General features: G+C 68.1%; 15 protein-coding genes and 1 tRNA gene. 5 read left to right on the top strand and 11 right to left on the bottom strand.

The window, feature by feature from the left end; genetic code table 11:
* Positions 1-99: 99 nt before the first annotated feature.
* From K1Y73_RS08335 to rpmH, 7 genes are all read right to left on the bottom strand, one after another.
* On the bottom strand, positions 100-1,116 hold the full coding sequence (locus K1Y73_RS08335; RefSeq protein ID WP_225027824.1) for an amino acid ABC transporter substrate-binding protein: 1,017 nt from the start codon (positions 1,114-1,116) through the stop codon (positions 100-102).
* A 250-nt stretch (positions 1,117-1,366) separates the two neighbouring features.
* Positions 1,367-2,074: an ATP12 family chaperone protein gene (locus tag K1Y73_RS08330; RefSeq protein ID WP_225027823.1), complete on the bottom strand. Its 708-nt coding sequence runs from the start codon at positions 2,072-2,074 to the stop codon at positions 1,367-1,369.
* Complete coding sequence (locus K1Y73_RS08325) at positions 2,071-3,117, bottom strand: RluA family pseudouridine synthase (RefSeq protein ID WP_225027822.1); 1,047 nt, start codon at positions 3,115-3,117, stop codon at positions 2,071-2,073. The genes K1Y73_RS08330 and K1Y73_RS08325 overlap by 4 nt, the downstream gene beginning before the upstream one ends.
* The gene (crcB, locus tag K1Y73_RS08320; RefSeq protein ID WP_225027820.1) at positions 3,114-3,494 is read right to left on the bottom strand and encodes a fluoride efflux transporter CrcB; all 381 of its coding nucleotides are present in this window, start codon (positions 3,492-3,494) and stop codon (positions 3,114-3,116) included. The genes K1Y73_RS08325 and crcB overlap by 4 nt, the downstream gene beginning before the upstream one ends.
* Positions 3,495-3,525: 31 nt before the next feature.
* The gene (yidD, locus tag K1Y73_RS08315) at positions 3,526-3,813 is read right to left on the bottom strand and encodes a membrane protein insertion efficiency factor YidD (protein WP_225027818.1); all 288 of its coding nucleotides are present in this window, start codon (positions 3,811-3,813) and stop codon (positions 3,526-3,528) included.
* The gene (rnpA, locus tag K1Y73_RS08310; protein WP_225027816.1) at positions 3,810-4,280 is read right to left on the bottom strand and encodes a ribonuclease P protein component; all 471 of its coding nucleotides are present in this window, start codon (positions 4,278-4,280) and stop codon (positions 3,810-3,812) included. The genes yidD and rnpA overlap by 4 nt, the downstream gene beginning before the upstream one ends.
* Before the next feature lie 35 nt (positions 4,281-4,315).
* The gene (gene rpmH, locus K1Y73_RS08305; protein WP_225027814.1) at positions 4,316-4,450 is read right to left on the bottom strand and encodes a 50S ribosomal protein L34; all 135 of its coding nucleotides are present in this window, start codon (positions 4,448-4,450) and stop codon (positions 4,316-4,318) included.
* A 333-nt stretch (positions 4,451-4,783) separates the two neighbouring features.
* Between rpmH and K1Y73_RS08300 the strand changes: the two genes are divergently transcribed.
* From K1Y73_RS08300 to K1Y73_RS08280, 5 genes are all read left to right on the top strand, one after another.
* Complete coding sequence (locus tag K1Y73_RS08300) at positions 4,784-5,494, top strand: TVP38/TMEM64 family protein (RefSeq protein WP_225027812.1); 711 nt, start codon at positions 4,784-4,786, stop codon at positions 5,492-5,494.
* On the top strand, positions 5,491-6,906 hold the full coding sequence (locus tag K1Y73_RS08295; protein ID WP_225027810.1) for a dihydrolipoyl dehydrogenase family protein: 1,416 nt from the start codon (positions 5,491-5,493) through the stop codon (positions 6,904-6,906). Before K1Y73_RS08300 ends, K1Y73_RS08295 begins: the two co-directional genes overlap by 4 nt.
* Before the next feature lie 150 nt (positions 6,907-7,056).
* Positions 7,057-8,409, top strand: a complete 1,353-nt coding sequence (locus K1Y73_RS08290) for a sensor histidine kinase (RefSeq protein ID WP_225027837.1) — start codon at positions 7,057-7,059, stop codon at positions 8,407-8,409.
* 57 nt (positions 8,410-8,466) lie between these two features.
* A tRNA-Arg gene (locus K1Y73_RS08285) sits at positions 8,467-8,543 on the top strand.
* A gap of 232 nt (positions 8,544-8,775) precedes the next feature.
* Entirely contained in the window at positions 8,776-10,605 is a 1,830-nt protein-coding gene (locus K1Y73_RS08280; protein WP_225027808.1) for an SLC13 family permease, read from the top strand.
* Here K1Y73_RS08280 and K1Y73_RS08275 read toward each other — a convergent pair.
* The 4 genes from K1Y73_RS08275 to dnaE all read right to left on the bottom strand — a co-directional run bounded on the left by K1Y73_RS08275 (position 10,500) and on the right by dnaE (position 19,386).
* The gene (locus tag K1Y73_RS08275) at positions 10,500-12,308 is read right to left on the bottom strand and encodes an ABC transporter ATP-binding protein/permease (RefSeq protein WP_225027806.1); all 1,809 of its coding nucleotides are present in this window, start codon (positions 12,306-12,308) and stop codon (positions 10,500-10,502) included. The two genes, K1Y73_RS08280 and K1Y73_RS08275, sit on opposite strands and share 106 nt — an antisense overlap.
* Position 12,309: 1 nt before the next feature.
* A complete protein-coding gene (locus K1Y73_RS08270; RefSeq protein ID WP_225027804.1) occupies positions 12,310-14,541 on the bottom strand; it encodes a TonB-dependent receptor domain-containing protein in 2,232 nt (743 codons plus the stop codon).
* Between the two features lie 181 nt (positions 14,542-14,722).
* Complete coding sequence (locus K1Y73_RS08265) at positions 14,723-15,772, bottom strand: siderophore-interacting protein (protein WP_225027803.1); 1,050 nt, start codon at positions 15,770-15,772, stop codon at positions 14,723-14,725.
* A gap of 119 nt (positions 15,773-15,891) precedes the next feature.
* On the bottom strand, positions 15,892-19,386 hold the full coding sequence (dnaE, locus tag K1Y73_RS08260) for a DNA polymerase III subunit alpha (RefSeq protein WP_225027802.1): 3,495 nt from the start codon (positions 19,384-19,386) through the stop codon (positions 15,892-15,894).
* Positions 19,387-19,464: the final 78 nt, after the last annotated feature.

Here is a 19,464-nt window from a genome sequence, read left to right as displayed (position 1 = left end):
GAACCCCGGTTTTCCGGGTGTCCTGCCGGGCCTGAGCCGGCGGAAAGAGCGGGAAAGGAACACGGGGGCGCCTGGTTGGGCGCCCCCGGTCGGGTCAGATCAGCGGAAGGGGGCCGCGTATTGCAGGCCGCCCTGGGTCCAAAGCGCGTTCAGGCCGCGCGCCAGGTTGATCGCGGTGCCTTCGCCGATGTTCGAGGCAAAGACTTCGCCATAGTTGCCGACCGCGGCGATGGCGTTCTTGAAGGCCTCGTTCGGCAGGCCGATCTTGGCGCCCATGTCGCCCGACACGCCCAGAAGCCGCTTCACTTCCTCATCCTGCGACGAGGCGGCCACTTCGGCCACATTGGCCTTGGTCACGCCCTTCTCTTCGGCGATCAGCAGCGCGTTGAAGGTCCAGCGGACCACATCGCCCCAGTTGTTGTCGCCATGGCGCACGACCGGGCCCAGCGGTTCCTTGGAAATGATTTCCGGCAGGATGATGTACTGGTCGCCATCCGGCATGGTCGCGCGGCTGGCGGCCAGGCCCGAAGCGTCGGTCGTATAGGCGTCGCAGGCGCCGGCCAGGAACTGGCGCTGCGCTTCGGAATCGTCGGCCACCGTGACCGGCTGGTAGCTGATGTTGTTCTGCTTGAAGAAGTCGGCCAGGTTCAGCTCGGTCGTGGTGCCGGTCTGGATGCAGACGGTCGCGCCGTCCAGTTCCTTGGCCGAAGACACGCCCAGGTCCTTCTTCACCATGAAGCCCTGGCCGTCATAGTAGTTCACCGCCACGAAATCCAAGGCCAGCTCGGTATCGCGCGAGAAGGTCCAGGTCGAGTTGCGGATCAGCACGTCCACTTCGCCCGATTGCAGCGCGGTGAAGCGGGTCTCGCCGGTGGTGGGGATGAACTTGACCTTGGTCGGGTCGCCGAAGATCGCGGCGGCCAGCGCGCGGCACAGGTCGACGTCGAAGCCGGTCCAGTTGCCGTTGGCATCCGGGGTGCCGAAGCCGGTCAGGCCGGTGTTCGAGCCGCAGATCAGCTCGCCCCGGGCCTTCACGTCGTCCAGCGTACCGGCCATGGCAGCGCCCGCGATCACGGTGGTGGCCGCGAGGGCGCCGAGGAATGCGGATTTTTTCATTCTTACCTCTTCCTGTGTTTTCCGCGCCGGCATGCACACCGGGCGGTGTTCATTATACCTGCCTTGCGACAGGGGTTTTCATGGAGGTCGGTCTCTCCCCAGTGCAGATCAGTCTCAGCGAAAGCGCTTTGAATGGTCAAGTACCGATCCATCCGCCCCGGAAAAACGCCCAAATTCCGGGCGTTGTCTGCGAAATGGGCGGTCCGGGCGAAAGGAGTTTTCTCTGGCCGGCGGCTTCGGCGCAGGATTGTTACCGGCACAATCCGTAGAATCGGTGCGCATCCAGGAAAGCGGTCTGGCGGCGGGCGGCGGTTTCGGCCGCCTCGTCATCCGCGCCCCATTCCGCGATCTGCCAGTCCTCGTCGATTCGCGACGCGTCCCAGGCGGCCTCGGCGGCGATCTGGCGATGGGTCAGCGCCAGCGCCAGAACCAGCGATCCCGAGATCGCCACCAGATCGTGAAACGCCGCCAGTTCGAAATCCGACAGCGCGGTGACCTGTTCGGTCAGCCGGGCCAGGCTGGCTTCGGGCTGGGCGACGGGAATGACCCCGGTGGTCACCGCCAGCGGCGCGGCAAAGCGCGCCTCGGCCCAGGCCAGCAGCGGATCCCAGATCTCGGCCTGGCGCGCGACCAGCGCCTGGGGGCGCTCGGCGCGGTAGCACAGCAGGTCAGAGCCGCCATAGGCCGCGATCAGCGCCGCCACTTCGGCGCGCTGCGGCCCCACCTTGTCGATCGCCGAATTGGCGGCACGGGTGGCGGGCATGGTCTCGGGCCGGATCACGCCCTCTTGGGCGTCCCATTCCGCGGCCAGAGCCTTGGCCATGGCCCGGGTCGGCACGACCAGCGGCGCCTTGGCCGGCGTCTTCACCGGACGCCCGTCCAGCCGCACGGTGAAACCGCCCTCGCAGGGCTCGGCCGTGGCTTCCTTCCAGAAGCGCTTGGGCGCCCAGCCGCTCACTTGAACACCTCGAACGGGTCGGCCGGCACGTCGTCTTCCTTCCAGTCCAGGGCCTTCCAGGTGCGGGCCATATGGTCGGGCAGGGGGGCGGTGAAGGTCATCACCTCTTTGGTGACCGGATGCTCGATGCTGATCGAACGGGCATGCAGATGCAGCTTCTTCGACACTTCGCCGCCGATCGCCGCGCCCCAGCCATCGCCCTGATTGTCCGAGCCGCCGCCGCCATACTTGCCATCGCCCAGAATCGGATGGCCGATTTCGGCCATATGGGCGCGCAGCTGGTGGGTGCGGCCGGTGACCGGCTCCAGCGCCATCCACGACAGACGGCTGCCCAGGAACCACAGCGTGAAAAAATCGGTCTGCGCGCGCTTGGCCTCGGGGTGGTCCTTGGCCTTGGCGGGATGGATGCAGACCATCTTCTCGCCTTCGCCACCGCGGCCCCGGCCGGGCGCCTTTTCCAGATAGAACTTGATCGAGCCCTGTTTCGGGTTCGGCACGCCGGCCACGACCGCCCAGTAGATCTTGCGCGCCTCGCGGTGGCGCAGCGCTTCGGACAGGGCGCGGGCCACCCGGTCGGTGCGGGCCAGCATCAGGATCCCGGAGGTGTCCTTGTCCAGCCGATGCACCAGCTTGGGCTTTTCCTTGTAGCCGAATCTCAGCGCCTCGGCCAAACCGTCGACATGGCGCTCGCCCTGGCCCGAGCCGCCCTGGCTGGGCAGGCCCGCCGGCTTGTTCAGGACGATCATGTGCTGGTCCTTCCACAGGACGGCAGCCTGGATCATCTTTTCATCCGCGGCGCTGATGCCCTTGGGGCGCTCCTGCGCGGGGGCCTCGCCCTCGGGCAGGGGCGGCACACGCACGGTCATGCCGGGGGCCACCCGGTCCGAGGCCTTGGCGCGCCCGCCCTCGACCCGCAACTGCCCGGTGCGGCACATCTTTTCCACCGCCCCTTGGGTGATCTGGGGGAAGCGGCGTTTCAGCCAGCGGTCGAGGCGCTGTTCGCCCTCGTCCTCGGTGATGGTCAGAAGCTGGACGCCGCTCATGCGAAGACCCCGCGGAACAGGTGAAGCGCCAGGGTGATGGCGCCAAGGGAAAGAAGGACCGATCCCGCGACATAGGCCGCGGCAAGCGCGGGCTGGCCGCGTTCGTAAAGCGTGATCGTGTCCAGCGAAAAGGCCGAGAAGGTGGTGAAGCCGCCCAGGATGCCGGTCATCAGCAAGGGGGCCAGGCGGTTCAGGTCCTTATGGGCCAGGAAGGTGACCAGAAAGCCCATGGCGAAGGCGCCCAGGACATTGACCGCCAGCGTGCCCCAGGGAAAGCCGGTGCCCAGCAGGCGCGCCAGGCCGATATTGGTCAGGTAGCGGGCGGACGCGCCAAGCGCGCCGCCGGCGGCGACCTGAAGAAGCGGATGCGTGGTCATGGGCGCCTCATGCGGGGAGGTCGGGTCGGAGTCAACCGGCGGGCTTGTCGGTGCATGGCCCGCCATCCTTGCGCAGCCCCCGGTCATGCGCGGGATCGGCGCCCGGCACCGGGTCATAGCCATGCCCGCCCCAGGGATGGCAGCGGCAGATCCGATGCGCGGCCAGCCAGCCGCCCTTCACGGCGCCGTGCCGCTCGAGCGCGTCCATCGCATAGGCCGAGCAGGTCGGCTGATAGCGGCAGCCATGGCCGACCCAGGGGCTGAGCAGCAGCCGATAGGCGCGCACGGGCAGCGAGACGGCGAAGGCCAGCGGCGTCACTTGCGGCCCCCTTTCGGCGCGGCATGCACCGAAGCGATGGCAAATTGCAGATCGGCCAGCAGATCGGCGAAGGGGCGGGCGATCGTGGCCTCGGGCCGGGCGACCAGCACGTAATCCCAGCCCGGGCGGCCCAGCGTCGGCAGCACCTCGCGCGCGATGGCCCGTAGGCGGCGCTTGGCGCGGTTGCGCGCCACCGCATTGCCGACCTTCTTCGAGGCGGTGAAGCCCACGCGCATCCCCGCCTGCCCGTCGCGCCGGTCGCGCGCCTGCAACAGGAACGAGCCCGCGCCCTGGCGCCGCGCCGAGGCGGCTTTCAGAAACTCGGGCCGGTTCTGCAGGGTCGACAGGCCATCGGGCACCGCCGGCACGGGCGGCAGCCCAGCGCCGGGCGGACAAACGGAAACCGCCGGGGGCGCATTGGGCGCTTCGGCAGAATGCCTGTCACCCTGTGCCACCGGCGGCGTCATGCATCGCTCCTCCCCCGCTTGGGGGAACAGGAAGATCAGGCCGACAGAACCTTGCGGCCCTTGGCGCGGCGCGCGGCCAGCACGAGACGGCCGCCCTTGGTGGCCATGCGCGCACGGAAGCCATGGCGCCGCTTGCGGACCAGGTTGGACGGTTGGTAAGTGCGCTTCATCGCGGCTCTCCATCGGACGGGGCCCGAACCCGAGAAAGGATTCGAGGGCTTCGGAACTTGAGGCCCGCTCTCTAGGGGCTTGCAGCCGCGCTGTCAACGCATCAGCCGCGGCAGTTGTGCAACATTTCTGCACAGCGGCCAAGGATCGGCTCGCGCAAAACCCGCAAGACCCATGCGGATTTTCCCTGTAGCATCACCCTCGCGTGAGCCGGGCTTGCTCTGTGGCGTCTTTGCAGCATTCTGGACGATACGATCGGTCCCGCCGCCCAGGCCCGGGACCAGGCTTGTCCCGGATCACCCGTGCCCCAGTATCCGCCCGTTCCGAAAGATCCGATGCCCCGCCTGCCGATCAGACGCCTGCCTCTGCTGATCCTTCTGGTGGCCGCATTGGCCGCCGCGCTGCTGCTGCAGGGCGGGCTGGATTTCGCAACGCTTTCCCGGCACCGCGGCGCGCTTGTGGCCTTTCGCGACGCCCATCCCGTCGCCGCGCCGCTGGCCTTCATCGCGGCCTATGCGACCTTCGTCGCGCTTTCCCTTCCGGGGGCGCTGATCTTTACCCTGACGGGTGGTTTCCTGTTCGGGCTGGGTCCGGGCACGGTCTACAATGTCCTGGCGGCCGGCAGCGGAGCGGTTCTGCTGTTCCTGGCGCTGCGGGCAGGCCTGGGCGGCGATCTTGCCCGCCGCCTGGCGCACAGGCGCGGCCCGGTCGCGCAGGCGCTGCGCGGGCTGCGGGCCAATGAGTGGTCCTGGTTGTTTGTGATGAGGCTGGTGCCGGTCGTGCCCTTCTTCCTGGCCAATCTTCTGCCGGCCTTCACCGGCACCCGGCTGTCGCGCTTCGCGCTGACCACCTATCTGGGCATTCTGCCCGGGGCCCTGGTCTATACCTCGGTCGGGGCCGGGCTTTCCGATCTTTTTGCCCGGGGCGAAGCGCCCGATCTGGGCCTGATCTTCACCCCCTCGATTCTGGGGCCGCTTCTGGGCCTGGCGGCGCTGGCGGCCCTGCCGATCCTGTTCAAACGCTTTCGCCCGGTAGGTGACGAATGACCGCGATTCGCTGCGACATCTGCATCATCGGCGCGGGATCGGGCGGGCTTTCGGTGGCGGCCGGCGCGGCGCAGCTGGGCGCCCGCGTCGTGCTGATCGAGGCGGCCGAGATGGGGGGCGACTGCCTGAATTCCGGCTGCGTGCCCGCGAAGGCGCTTCTGGCCGCCGCCGCCGCGGCCGAGGCGCAGCGCCGCGGCTTTGCCGGCGTGGCGCCGCAGGCGCCGCAGGTGGATTTCGCCGCGGTCAAGGACCATGTCGCAGCCACCATCGCCGCCATCGCCCCGCATGACGGGCAGGACAGGTTCGAGGCGATGGGCTGCACGGTGATCCGCGCCTGGGCGCGCTTCATCGGCCCCGACATGGTGCAGGCCGGCCCGCAGAAGGTGCAGGCCCGCCGCTTCGTGATCGCCACCGGCTCGCGCCCGGCGCTGCCGCCGATCGAGGGGCTGGAGGGCGTGCCCTATCTGACCAACGAGACGATCTTCGCCCTGCGCAGCGCGCCCGCGCATCTGCTGGTTCTGGGCGGCGGGCCGATCGGGCTTGAGATGGCGCAGGCCCATCGCCGGTTGGGCTGTGCGGTGACGGTGATCGAGGCGGGCCGGGCGCTGGGCCGCGAGGATGTGGAACTGGTCGCGCCGCTTCTGCGCGCCCTGCGCGACGAGGGGGTGACGGTGCTGGAGGGCCAGGCCGTTGCCCGCGTCGAAGGCGCCGAGGGCGCGCTGCGGGCGGTTCTGGCCGATGGGCGGCGGGTCAATGGCAGCCATCTGCTGATCGCCGCCGGCCGGCGGGCCGAGCTGGGGGATCTGGGGCTGGAAACCGCGGGCGTGGCCTTCGATACGCGCGGGGTGCTGGTCGATGCGCATCTGCGCTCGGTCAGCAACCGGCGGGTCTATGCCGTGGGCGATGCGGCGGGGCAGGGCCAGTTCACCCATCTGGCCGGCTATCACGCCGGGCTGGTGGTGCGCCAGGCGGTGCTGGGCCTGCCGGCGCGGGCGCGCGGCCACCATATTCCGCGGGTGACCTATACCGAACCCGAACTGGCGCAGGTCGGCCTGACCGAGGTCGAGGCGCGCACCCTGCATGGCAGCGCGATCCAGGTGATCCGCAGCGATCTGGCGCAGAACGACCGGGCGCGCGCGGCCGGGCAGACGGGCCTGCTGAAGCTGATCGTGCTGCGCGGCAGGCCGATCGGGGTCAGCATTCTGGGCCCCTCTGCGGGCGAGCTGATCGCGCCCTGGGCGCTGGCGATGGCGGCCCGGCTGCGTCTTTCCGCCCCGGCGGGCATGATCCTGCCCTATCCGACCCTGTCCGAGGTTTCCAAACGCGCCGCAGGCGCCTATTTTGCAGCGAAACTGTTTGGTAATCCCTGGATCCGGCGGTTGGTTCGCGGTGTGCAGCGCTGGCTGCCCTGACCGCAGACCATCGCAGGGCCCGGGGGCGGTACAGGGCGCAACGTGGCGGAGAGCGATCAGAGCGCGCGGCATGCGGCCGGGGCGAAAGCCCGGGGCTCGTTCTTCCGCACCCTGTCGGGCCGGTTCCTGCTGCTGACGCTGGCCTTCCTGATGCTGGCCGAAGTGCTGATCTTCGTGCCCTCGGTCGCACGGTTCCGCGCCGATTTCCTGCTTGAGAAGCTGAAACAGGCGCAGATCGCGGCGCTGGTGCAGCTTGCCTCGGACGAGATGATCAGCCCCGAGCTGGAGGCCGAGCTTCTGCGCAATGCCGAAGTCTACAACATCGTGCTGCGCCGCGACGATGTGCGCCAGCTGGTTCTGTCCTCGCCGGTGCCGGGGCAGATCGCGGGGGATTACGACCTGCGCACCGCCGGGCCCTGGACGCTGATCAAGGATGCGATCGTCGTGATGGCCGAGCCCGAGAACCATATCGTGCGGGTGATCGGCAATCCGGTGCAGGAAGGCGGCCAGCTGATCGAAGTCACGCTGGAAACACGGCCGCTGCGCAAGGCGATGCTGGCCTATGCCGGCCGCATCCTGATGCTGTCGGCGCTGATTTCGGCGGTGACGGCGGTGCTGTTGTTCGTGGCGGTGCAGCGGCTGATGGTGGTGCCGATCCGCCGCGTGGTGCGGCACATGCAGCTTTATGCCGAGGCGCCCGAAGATGCCCGCCGCGTCATCGCCCCCGATTCTCCGGTCGAGGAACTGCGCCAGGCCGAAGAGGCGCTGGCCTCGATGCAGACCCAGCTGACCGGCGCCCTGAAGCAGAAGGAACGGCTGGCGCAGCTGGGCGGCGCGGTCGCGAAGATCAGCCATGACCTGCGCAACATCCTGACCTCGGCCCAGCTGTTCGCCGACCGTCTGGAAGGCAGCGCCGATCCGGCGGTGAAACGGTCTGCGCCCAAGCTGGTGGCCTCGATCACAAGGGCAGTGAACCTGTGCGAGGCGACGCTGGCCTTCGGCAAGGCCGAGGAACCGCCGCCCCGCCTGTCGCGCTTCGCGCTGGCGCCGATGGTCGGCGAAGTGGCCGAGGCCGAGGGGCTGGCCGATGTGGGCACGGTGACCTGCCTGATCGAGGTGCCGGCGAATCTGGTGATCCGCGCCGACCGCGAACAATTGTTCCGGGTGCTGTCGAACCTGATCCGCAATGCCCGCCAGGCGCTGGAAGCCACCGGGGAACCGGGCACGATCGAAGTGTCGGCCGGCGAGGACGAGACCGACTGGTGGATCAAGGTCGGCGATTCCGGGCCGGGCCTGCCGGCGAAAGCGCGCGAGCATCTGTTCGCGGCCTTCCAGGGCGGGGCGCGCAAGGGCGGCACCGGGCTTGGCCTTGCCATCGCCGCCGAACTGGTGCGCGGCCATGGCGGGCGGCTGGAACTGTCGCGCAGCGATGCCGACGGAACCGAATTCGTCCTGCACCTGCCGCGCGACGCGGTGATGGCCGGCAATGGGGTTGATGCATAAACCTGCCGATTGGCCCTTGCAAAGCGCCGAAGGCACCGCTACATCGCCCCCCACGACGGACCCGTAGCTCAGCTGGATAGAGCATCAGACTACGAATCTGAGGGTCGGGCGTTCGAATCGCTCCGGGTCCGCCACTTCCCCCACTTGCCGAAATCCAGACGCATCCCGCGCGCCCCGCGGGGCCTGCGCGTTTGATCGCTTCTTGCCCGGCCGAAGCCCGGTCCTGCGGGCCTTCGGGCGCGGGCGCCTTGCTTGACGCCGGGCGCGCGGGGCGGCCAGGTTTGACGGCGACGGGCGATCCATGCTTTGACCGGATCGGCCAGGCGGCCCTGCGGCCTGTCGCGAAACCGTTGGAAAGGCAGGACAATGTCGACAGATCTTTGCATCGTCCTTGCGGCTTTGGGCGCGGCGGTGGCGATGTTCGCGCTGAACCGGCCGCGCATGGATGTGGTGGCGATCCTGGCGCTGGTGGTCCTGCCGCTAAGCGGTGTGCTGACGCTTGAGGAAACGCTGGCCGGGTTCAGCGATCCGAATGTCATCCTGATCGCGGCTCTGTTCGTCCTGGGCGAGGCCCTGGTGCGCACCGGCGTGGCGCAGGGCACTGGCGATCTTCTGGTGCGCCATGCCGGCGCCTCCGAGACGCGGCTGATCGTCTTTCTGATGGCCGCGGTGGCCGGGATCGGCGCGTTCATGAGTTCGACGGGCGTCGTGGCGATCTTTCTGCCGATCGTGCTGCGCATCGCGGCACAGATCGGCGCGGCGCCTGGGCGGCTGATGATGCCCTTGTCGGCGGCGGCGCTGATCAGCGGGATGATGACCCTGGTCGCCACCGCCCCCAATCTGGTGCTGGACGGGCTGATGCGGCGTGAGGGGTTTCAGGGCTTTGGCTTCTTCGATTTCACCCCGTTCGGGCTGGCGATCCTGATCCTGGGCATCGGCTATATGCTGATCGCCCGTCGCTGGCTGGCGGCCAGGGCCCCGGCGGCCCGGTCGGCCCGGCCGCGGCTGGCGGATTGGATCGCCAGCTATGGCCTGGCGGGGCGCGAGTTTCGGCTGCATCTGGCGCCCGGCTCGGGCTTTGCCGGCCAGCGGCTGGACCAGCTGGATCTGCGCGCGACGGCGGGGATCAACATCCTGGGGATCGAGCGGGCGGCCCCCTATGGAAGGCGGCTGATCCAGCCGCGCGCCGAGACGGTGCTGCAGCCCGGCGACACGCTGCTTCTGGACATGTTCGGCCCCGGGCTGGACATCGGCGATTTCTGCCGCCGCCACGGCTTGCAGCGCCGGCCGATCTCGGGGCGCTATTTCACCGATCAGGCACAGGACATCGGCATGGCCGAGCTGATCGTGCCGCCCGGCTCGGCGCTGGTGGGGCGCAGCCTGGCGCAGTCGCAATTCCGCAGCGTGCATGGGCTGGCGGTGGTGGGGCTGCGCCGCGACAGCGCGCCCTTGGGCGATGTCGATGCCCAGACGGTGCTGCGCGGCGGCGATGTGCTGCTGGCGGTCGGGCCCTGGGCGCGGATCCGCCGCCTGCAGCATCAGCGCGATCTGGTCGTGCTGGCCCTGCCGGGCGAGGTGGACGACCTGCTGGAAGCCCCCGCGCGCGCCCTGCCGGCGATTGCGATCCTTCTTCTGGTGGTGGCGCTGATGATCACCGGGATCGTGCCCAATGTGCTGGCGGCGCTGATCGGCTGCCTGCTGATGGGGCTGTTCGGCTGCGTCGACATGCCGGCCGCCTATCGGTCTATCCATTGGCAAAGCCTGGTGCTGATCATCGGCATGCTGCCCTTCTCGCTGGCGCTGCAAAAGACCGGCGGCGTCGATCTGGCGGCCGAGGCGCTGCGCGGCCTGATCGGCGAGGCGGCGCCGCGGCTGGCGCTGGCGGTGCTGTTTCTGGCCACCACGCTGTTGGGCCTGTTCATCTCGAACACGGCGACGGCGGTGCTGATGGGGCCCATTGCGCTGGCTCTGGCGGCGGAACTGGGCCTGTCGCCCTATCCTTTCGCGATGACCGTGGCGCTGGCGGCCTCGGCCGCCTTCCTGACCCCGGTCTCCTCGCCGGTCAATACGCTGGTGGTCGGGCCCGGCGGCTACAGGTTCTGGGATTTCACCCGCATCGGCCTGCCGCTGGTCGGCATCGTGCTGGCCGTGGCGCTGGTGCTGGTGCCGGTGATCTTTCCTTTCCATCCCGCATAGGCCGCAGGCAGGCATTGCGTGGGCTCCAGCGTCTGGGGCGGGCGATGGGCGACGCACAGGATGATCGCCTGGGGCAGCGTCTCGCGCAGAAGCGCCAGCAGCGCCGCCTCGGCCTTTGGGTCTAGGGCCGAGGTCGTCTCGTCCAGAAGCAGCACATCGGGCCGGGCCAACAGCGCCCGCGCGATGGCGACGCGCTGCATCTCGCCCTGCGACAGGCCGGCGATTGATTGCGCGGCAGGCGCGTCCAGCCGCGCCAGCTGATCGCCCAAGCCAACCCGGCGCAGCATCGCCTCAAGCGCGGCGCGCGGCACGGTTTCGGCCGGGTCGGGGCAGGTCAGGCTGGCGGCCAGGCCCTCGGGGCGCAGCAGATTGCCCTGCGGCAGGAACAGCCAGCGCCCGCCGGGCCGGTCGATCCGGCCCTGGCCATAGGGCCAAAGCCCAGAGATTGCGGCCAGAAGCGTGGATTTGCCCTGGCCCGAGGGGCCCGAGATCCAGATCCGGTCGCCCGGCTCCAGGGTGAAATCGGGCCAGGGCTGCAGCACCGTGCCGCCGGGCGAGACCAGGTGCAGCCCGCTGACCCGCAACCGCCCATCGTCCGCGGGCAGGCGCTGGATCTGCCGCGGCAGGCCGGGCATCGGGCGCGGATCGGCGGCGGCCTCCAGCAGCCCATGCAGCCGGTCGGTCACCGCGGCGAATTCGGCCAGGTTGCGATAGCCGAAGATGAACCAGCTGAGCGTCGTCGTGACCTGGCTGAAGGCGCTGGCCAACTGCATCATCCCGCCCAGCGTCACCGCCCCGGCGAAATAGGCGGGTGCGGCCAGGAAGCTGGGGATGCGCAGCACGGTCTGGTGATAGGGCTGGGTGAACAGGCCCAGGATGAATTGCTGGTTGATCAGGCTGCGCCAGTTCTGCCGCAGGGCCTGGAACAGCGCCGCCATCCGCCGGCTTTCGGCCGCTTCGGCGCTGCCGCGCGCGATGGTCTCGGCGTTTTCGCGCAGCTGCACCAGCGCATGGCGGAAATCGGCCTCGCGCCGTTCCTGTACGAACAGCCGCGATTTCAGCCGTCGGCCCAGAAGATGGGTCAGCGCGCTGGCCAGCGCGACATAAAGGAAGGCCGCCCAGAACATGTAGCGCGGCAGGCTGATCTCGACCCCGAATAGGGTGAAGGCCAGGGTGAAACTGGCCAGCGACCACAGCAGCGCCACATAGGACACCAGCGCCACGGCCGAGCTGATCAGGTCCAGCGTCTCGCGGATCAGCGCCTGGGTGAAGCTGCGGCAATCCTCGGCCAGGCGCTGGTCGGGATTGTCGACCGGATCGGGCGAAAAGCCGGCGCGCAGATGCCAATAGGCCCGGCCCTGCAGCCATAGCGACAGCGCATGTTCGGTCAGTTGCTGGCGCCACTGGATCAGCAGCACCCCGCGCAGCCAGGTGCTGGCCAGATTGGCCGCGGCCGAGATCGCGATGATGAAGAAGAAGCGCAGGATCTGCCGGGCGGCCTCGGCCGCGTCCAGGGTCTCCAGCGCATCGTAGAAGGCCTTGTTCCAGGCGATCAGCTGCAGGGTGAACCAGACGCCGACGAATTGCAGCGCCAGGATCACCGCGTAAAGCGCCAGGCCCTGCCGTCCGGCCCGGCCCGAGGCGGCAATGCGGGCAAGCCGCCAGATCCGGCCCAGAAGGCCCGCCCGCATCGCGGTCGCCATGCTAGAACCGATAGTCCAGCGTCAGCGCGACGCTGCGGCCGATGCCGGTCTGCAATTCCAGCGGCGAGGTGCCGGCGACGCTGGAACTGGGCGTCAGCGCATAGCCTGCCGCGGCATAGTTGTAGTACTTCTTGTCGAAGACATTGTTCACCGCCAGGTTCAGCGACGCGGTTTCGGCCAGGGTCCAGCGGGCGCCCAGATCCAGGATGCCATAGCCGGGCGGGGCGAAATTCGTGTCGCTGGTGGGGGAGGTGCCATCGGCCAGCGTGGCCGTGGCGCTCAGCACCAGATCGCGGCCGGGCACGTCATAGCTGACCCCCAGCACCGCGGTCAGCGGCGGCACCAGCGTCTGCGTCGCCGGATCGCCCGCCTCGGCCCGCTGTTCGCCATCCATCCAGGCCAGCGAGCCGGTCAGACGCACCGCTTCGGTGACTTGCCAGGCGGTTTCGACCTCGATCCCCCAGGTCTTGACCGAAGACAGGTTGCGATAGCTGTAATCCGAGGTTCCGGGGATGTTCCAGAAGCTTTCGATGAAGTTGTCGTAATCGGCATGGAAGGCGTTCACCGCCCAGAACCCGCCGGCATATTCACCGCGCAGCCCGATCTCGACGCTTTTCACCTCTTCCGGCACCAGCCAGGGCGCCGGCACCAGCCCGAAGCTTTCCGACCCCGACGAGGTGTAAAGCTGCTGGAAGGTCGGCATCTTGAAGCCTTCGCCGTAATGCATCCAGACCGAATGCCGGTCATCGAAGTTCCAGGTCGCCCCGAACGAGGCCAGCAGCCGGTCCTCGGTCTTCTCGTCCAGCGCATAGCCGGGCAGTGCGACGACCGAATCGTTGAAGCGCGGGTCCATCCGGTAGGTGGCAAAGCGCAGGCCGGGGGTCAGTTCCAGCTTGCCGTCCAGAAGCGTGATCTGATCCTGGATGAACAGGTCGGCGCGCTGGGTGGTGCCATCGGCGAAGTTCCAGCTGGTCGGCACGCCCCAGGTTTCGGTGCCGGCATCCACATCGACCACGCGGCGGGCGCGGTCATAGGTGGTTTCGGTCCGGTCGCCATCGAAGCCGAAGGTCAGCAGATGCTCGGCCCCGCCGGTGGCGAAACGCGCGGTGGCCTGGATGTCCAGTTCCAGGAAATCTTCCGAGAAGCTGGTGTAATCATGGGTTTCGGTGCGGTCGCTGCCGTTCTGCACGATGCTGATCGCATGCTGGTCATAGCCCGAGGGGCTGAAGCCCAGCGTGGCCTTCACCTTCTCGATCGGGCCCGAAAGCGTGGCTTCGTAATCCAGCGCATAGCGGCTGCGTTCGATGTCGCGCGTCCGCGGATTGGCGACCACCGTGGCCGAGCGGTTGGTGGTGGTATCCACCTCGCTCAGCCGGTCGGTATGGTCGAAGCTGAATTTCAGCACCTGGCTGTCGTCGATATCCCAGACCAGCTTCACCAGCGTGCGGTCGGTGGTGCGGTCCAGCGGGTTGAAGGCGTTGCAGCCGACCGAGCCATAGGCCGTGGGGCGCGGGCAGGTCCAGGGGCCGCCCTCGGGATCGGCATTGGACAGGGTCAGCTCATGGTCGATGGTGCGCGACCGCGCGACCATCAGCGCCACATCGCTGCCCAGCCGCCAGGCATAGGCCGCGGCAAGGTTGGTGGAGTCGGTAACCTCGCCATAGCCCAGCGTCACCTGGCCGCCCTGGGTGCGGCCCTGCAGAAGGTCTTCGGGATCAATGGTTTGCAGCGCCAGAACCCCGCCCAGCGCATCGGCCCCCCACAGGACCGAGGCCGGGCCGCGCACCACATCGACCTGTTTGGTGAAGTTGAAGTCCAGATAGTCGCGCGATCCGTCGACGATGCGTTCCGGGATCCGGCCGCCGTCGATCACCATCTGCACCCGGTTGCCCGAGACGCCGCGGATCTGCACCCCGGTCTGGCCGCCGAACGGATCGGCGCCCAGGGCCTGGCGCAGCGGCGTGACGCCCGGAATGTAGCGCAGCAGGTCTTCCAGCGACTGGACATTGCGCTCGGTGATCTCGTCGCCCTCGACGACCGAGATATGGCCCTGCACATCGGTCAGGGCCTTGCCCAGCCGGTCGGCGTAAAGGGTGATGGTGCCAAGAAGCGAAAAGCGCGTCTCGGTCTTGTCGTCGGTTACGTCCTGGGCAAGGCCGGGCGAGGTGAGGAACAGGAAGGGGCAGGCGGCTGTTGCAAGCAGCAGCGCACGCCGCTTGGCGGGCAAGCGCATGATCGGTCTCCGAATTTTGGGGGATGCGCTGGCGATACCGCTGGCGGCGGGGCTTTGGCCTGGGAAGGCCGGAAAGCTCAGTCCCGGATACATCATTCCCGACTGAACAAGTCAACTATTATTGATCGCCCCGCCGACGGAATTCTGAACCGGCGGTTTCGCCGGCTCAGAGCGTGTGTTTTCAGTCTTCCGATCCGTCCTCGTCGCGCGACCAGAAGGCGGTGACATTGGTTTCCGACTTGGTCAGGCCGCGGTCTTCGCGCAGCCAGCGCCGCGCCTCTTCGGCATCGGCGCGTTCGGCGGCGAAATACACAAAGCGGTCGGCCGGCGGCAGGGGCAGGGCCTTCAAGGCGGCCAGAAGCGTACCCGGGCTGCCATCGACCCAGGTCAAGGCGATGCCCGGCGGCACTTCAAGCGCCTGGCGGTCGGCCGGATCGGCGCAGGACAGGATCGCCTGACCGCGCGTGCCCGCAGGCAGGTTGCGCAGGTAAAGCGCAATCGCGGGCAGGGCGGTTTCGTCGCCCAGGAAGGCCACCCAATCGGGCAGGTCGCGCTTCAACGTGGTCGGCCCCATCAGACCGACCCGGTCGCCGGGGCGGGCCCGCTCGGTCCAGGCCGAGACCCGGCCGCCCGCATGCAGGAAGACGTCGAATTCCATCCAGCCCGCCGCCACGTCGATCTGGCGCAGGGTATAGACCGGGCGATGCAGCGCCGCCGCGCCCTCGGGCCAGCGGGTGCGGCCGCGCGCGTCGATCACCGGCCAGGTGCTCACCGAGCCGCCCTGCGCCTGATCGGGCGGCAAGGCCGACAGGACCAGGCGGAAATGCAACCCGTCCTCGGCATAGCGCGCCACATCGGGAAAACGCAGCCGCACCCGGGTGAAGTTCGGGCTGATGCGCTGCATCGCCTCGACCGTGGCGATCGACAGGTTGGGGGGCAGGGCGCCGGCATCGACGCGTTCCCAATCCAGCCGCGGCACCGGGTTCATCCGGTCCAGCCGGTTCAGCACCATCTGCTGCAACAGATACAGCCGCCGGTCGCTTTCGGCCTCCAGCCGCAAGGCCAGACCATTGCCCGCCGGGGTCAGGCCGATGCGCCCGCCCGAGACCTGAAGCGCCAGCCCTTCGGCGCTGGTTTCCACCTCAAGATCAAGCATCTCGGCGAATTCGGTGAAGGTCGGCAGGATCTCTGCCGGGGTGACATTGTGTATCTGTGCGTGGATCAACTGCATGGGCCAGTCCCCTTGTTGCGGTGGGCGCTGGCATCGTCCGGGCGGGCCGGATCGCTGGCATGGGGGCTTTATGCGGGCGCGGGGCCCGCGGCGCAATCCGAAATCCGGCCGGCGGGCGGCTAGATTTCCTCCAGCATCACCACGCCCTGCATCGCCTTGATCGCGCCCTTGATCTGCGGCGTGACCGGCCAGGTGCCCGGCAGCGTCAGGTCGATCTCGCGCCCGGCATCATCGGCCACGCACAGCACGATCTGCGCCCGGGCCCGGCCTTCAACCTTGGCCAGCAGCGAGGCGACCGAGGTGACCGCTTCGGCCCGGTTCAGGTGGATGCGCAGATCGGCCGAGCCGGCCTGTTCGGCCACCATGTCGATCGGCGCCACGGAATTGGCCAGCAGCTTGACGCCTTCGCCATCGGGATCGGCGCGCACGGTGACCACGACATTGCGCCCGGGCTCCAAGAGGTCGCGCGCCACTTCCAGCACATCCGAGAAGACGGTGACCTCGTACAGCCCGGTCGGATCGGACATGGCGACAAAGGCGAAGCGGTTGCCCTTGGCGGATTTGCGTTCCTGTTTGGCGCTGACCGCGCCGGCAAGCTTGGCCACCATCGGGCTGTTGCGCGCCACAACCTCGGCCGTCAGCTGCGACAGCGTCTTCACATCCTTGCGCCGCAGCGCCGGCATGTAATCGTCCAGGGGGTGGCCCGACAGGTAGAAGCCCACCGCCAGATGTTCATTGCCCAGCCGTTCCACCGGCAGCCAGTCATCGCGGAAGGGCAGGCGCGGTTCGGGAATGTCGGTGCCGCTGTCGCCGAAAAGCGAGACCTGGGACGAGGCCTTCGCCTCATGCACCGCCGCCGAATAGGCGACCAGCGCGTCCAGCGCCTCGAAAACCCGGGCGCGGTTGCCATCCAGCTGGTCGAAGGCGCCGGCGCGGGCCAGCATTTCCAAGGGGCGCTTGCCGATCCGCTTCAGATCGGCGCGGCGGGCCAGGTCGAAAAGGGTCGCGAAGGGCCGCTGGCCGCGCGCTTCGACGATCAGCCCCATCGCATCGACGCCCACATTCTTCAGCGCGCCCAGGGCATAGACCACCCGACCCTCGGCCACATCGAAAGTGGCAAGGCTGCGGTTGACGCAAGGCGGGACGGTTTCGATCCCCAGCTTGTCCAGCTCGCGTTTGTAGATCGCCAGCTTGTCGGTCAGATGGATATCGCAATTCATCACGCCGGCCATGAATTCCACCGGGTGATTGGCCTTCAGCCAGGCGGTCTGGTAGCTGACCACCGCATAGGCGGCGGCATGCGACTTGTTGAAGCCGTAATTGGCGAATTTCTCCAGCAGGTCGAAGACCTCGCCCGATTTCTTCGCGTCGATGCCATGGGTCTTCGCGCAGCCCTCGATGAATTTCGGCCGTTCCTTGGCCATTTCCTCGGCGATCTTCTTGCCCATCGCCCGGCGCAACAGGTCGGCGCCGCCCAGCGAATAGCCGGCCATGACCTGGGCGATCTGCATCACCTGTTCCTGATAGACGATGATCCCTTGGGTTTCCTTCAGGATATGGTCGATGGTCGGATGCAGCGGCTCGATGTCCTTGAGCCCGTTCTTCACCTCGCAATAGGTGGGGATATTCTCCATCGGGCCCGGGCGATACAGCGCCACCAGCGCCACGATATCCTCGATGCAGGTGGGCTTCATGCGCCGCAGCGCATCCATCATGCCCGAGCTTTCAACCTGGAACACCGCCACGGTCTTGGCCGCGGAGTAAAGGTCATAGGTCGCCTTATCGTCCAGCGGGATATGGCCGATGTCATTCTCGGCCCCGGGCTTCGGTTCGTACAGGATGCGGCCGTCCTGCGCCTGATGCAGCGGCCGCCCGCCCTTGCGGATCAGGGCGATGGCGTTCTGGATCACCGTCAGGGTCTTCAGCCCCAGGAAGTCGAACTTCACCAGACCGGCGGCCTCGACCCATTTCATGTTGAACTGGGTGGCCGGCATGTCGGAGCGCGGGTCCTTGTACAAAGGCACCAATTCGTCCAGCGGCCGGTCGCCGATCACCACCCCGGCGGCGTGGGTGCCGGCCGAGCGATACAGGCCCTCGACCTGTTCGGCATAGGACAGAAGCCGGCCCACGACCTCTTCCTTCGCGGCCTCGCGCAAGCGCGGCTCGTCGGCCAGCGCCTTGGTGATCGAGACGGGCTTCACCCCCTCGACCGGGATCATCTTCGACAGCCGGTCGACCTGGCCATAGGACAGCTGCAACACCCGCCCCACATCGCGCACCGCCATTTTCGACAGAAGCGCGCCGAATGTGATGATCTGGGCCACCTTGTCGCGGCCATAGCGGTCCTGCACATAGCGGATCACCTCTTCCCGGCGATCCATGCAGAAGTCGATGTCGAAGTCGGGCATCGACACCCGCTCGGGGTTCAGGAACCGTTCGAACAGCAGCGCATAGCGCAGCGGATCAAGGTCGGTGATCGTCAGCACATAGGCCACCAGCGACCCCGCGCCCGAGCCGCGGCCCGGCCCCACCGGAATGCCCTGCGCCTTGCCCCATTTGATGAAGTCGGCCACGATCAGGAAATAGCCCGGGAAGCCCATCTTCTCGATGATGCCCAACTCGAACCGCAGCCGGTCTTCGTATTCCTCGCGCGTGGCGGCCATCGGAATCACCGCAAGCCGCGCCTCAAGCCCTTCCCAGGCCTGGCGGCGCAGTTCTTCCACCTCGTCCTCGGCGAAACGCGGCAGGATCGGCTTGCGCTTCCTGGCCATGAAGGCGCAGCGGCGGGCGATTTCGACACTGTTCTCCAAAGCCTCGGGCAGATCGGCAAACAGCGCGCACATCTCGGCTTCGGATTTGAAATAATGCTGCGGCGTCAGCCGGCGGCGCGGCTCCATCTGGTCGACATAGGCGCCCTCGGCGATGCACAGCAGCGCATCATGCGCCTCGTACATCTCGGCTTTGGGGAAATAGCAATCATTGGTGGCGACGATGGGCAGGCCCAGCTCATAGGCCAGTTCGATCGTGCCGCGTTCGCTGGCCGCTTCGGTTGCGGGCAGGCGGCCGCCTTCGCCGGGGTGGCGCTGCAATTCGACATACAGCCGGTCGCCAAAGATCGCGGCCAGCCGGTCGATCAGCGCGCGCGCCTTGGGCGCCTGGCCCATCTGCAGGAACCGGCCCAGCGGGCCATCGGGGCCGCCGGTCAGGCAGATCAGCCCTTCGGCATGGGCGGCCAGATCGTCCAGCGTGACATGGGGCAACTGTCCGTCGCCGCGCAGATACAGCGCGGAATTCAGCTTCATCAGATTGCCATAGCCGGCTTCGGACTGCGCCAGCAGCACCAGGGGTGCGGGCAGGCGCGGCTTTTCGCCGGGGGCGGCCGGATCATGCGCCAGGCTGATCTGGCAGCCGACGATCGGTTGCAGCCCCGCATCCTTGGCATGGCTGGAAAATTCCAGCGCGCAGAACAGGTTGTTCGTATCGGTCACCGCCAGCGCCGGCATGCCGGCCGCTGCGGCCAGCTTGACCAGCTTCTTGACCGGGATCGCGCCTTCCAGCAGCGAATGCTCGGTATGGCAGCGAAGATGGATGAATCGGGGGGCGCCTTGGCTCATGCCCGCAAAGCTATCGTCTTCGCGCGGCGGCGGCAAACCCCCGCCGGCCCCCTTGGTCCGGGCCTGGCCGCCGCATCG

Source organism: Xinfangfangia pollutisoli, from assembly GCF_020179405.1.
Taxonomy (GTDB): domain Bacteria; phylum Pseudomonadota; class Alphaproteobacteria; order Rhodobacterales; family Rhodobacteraceae; genus Pseudogemmobacter; species Pseudogemmobacter pollutisoli.
This window is presented reverse-complemented; position numbering and strand designations above follow the sequence as displayed.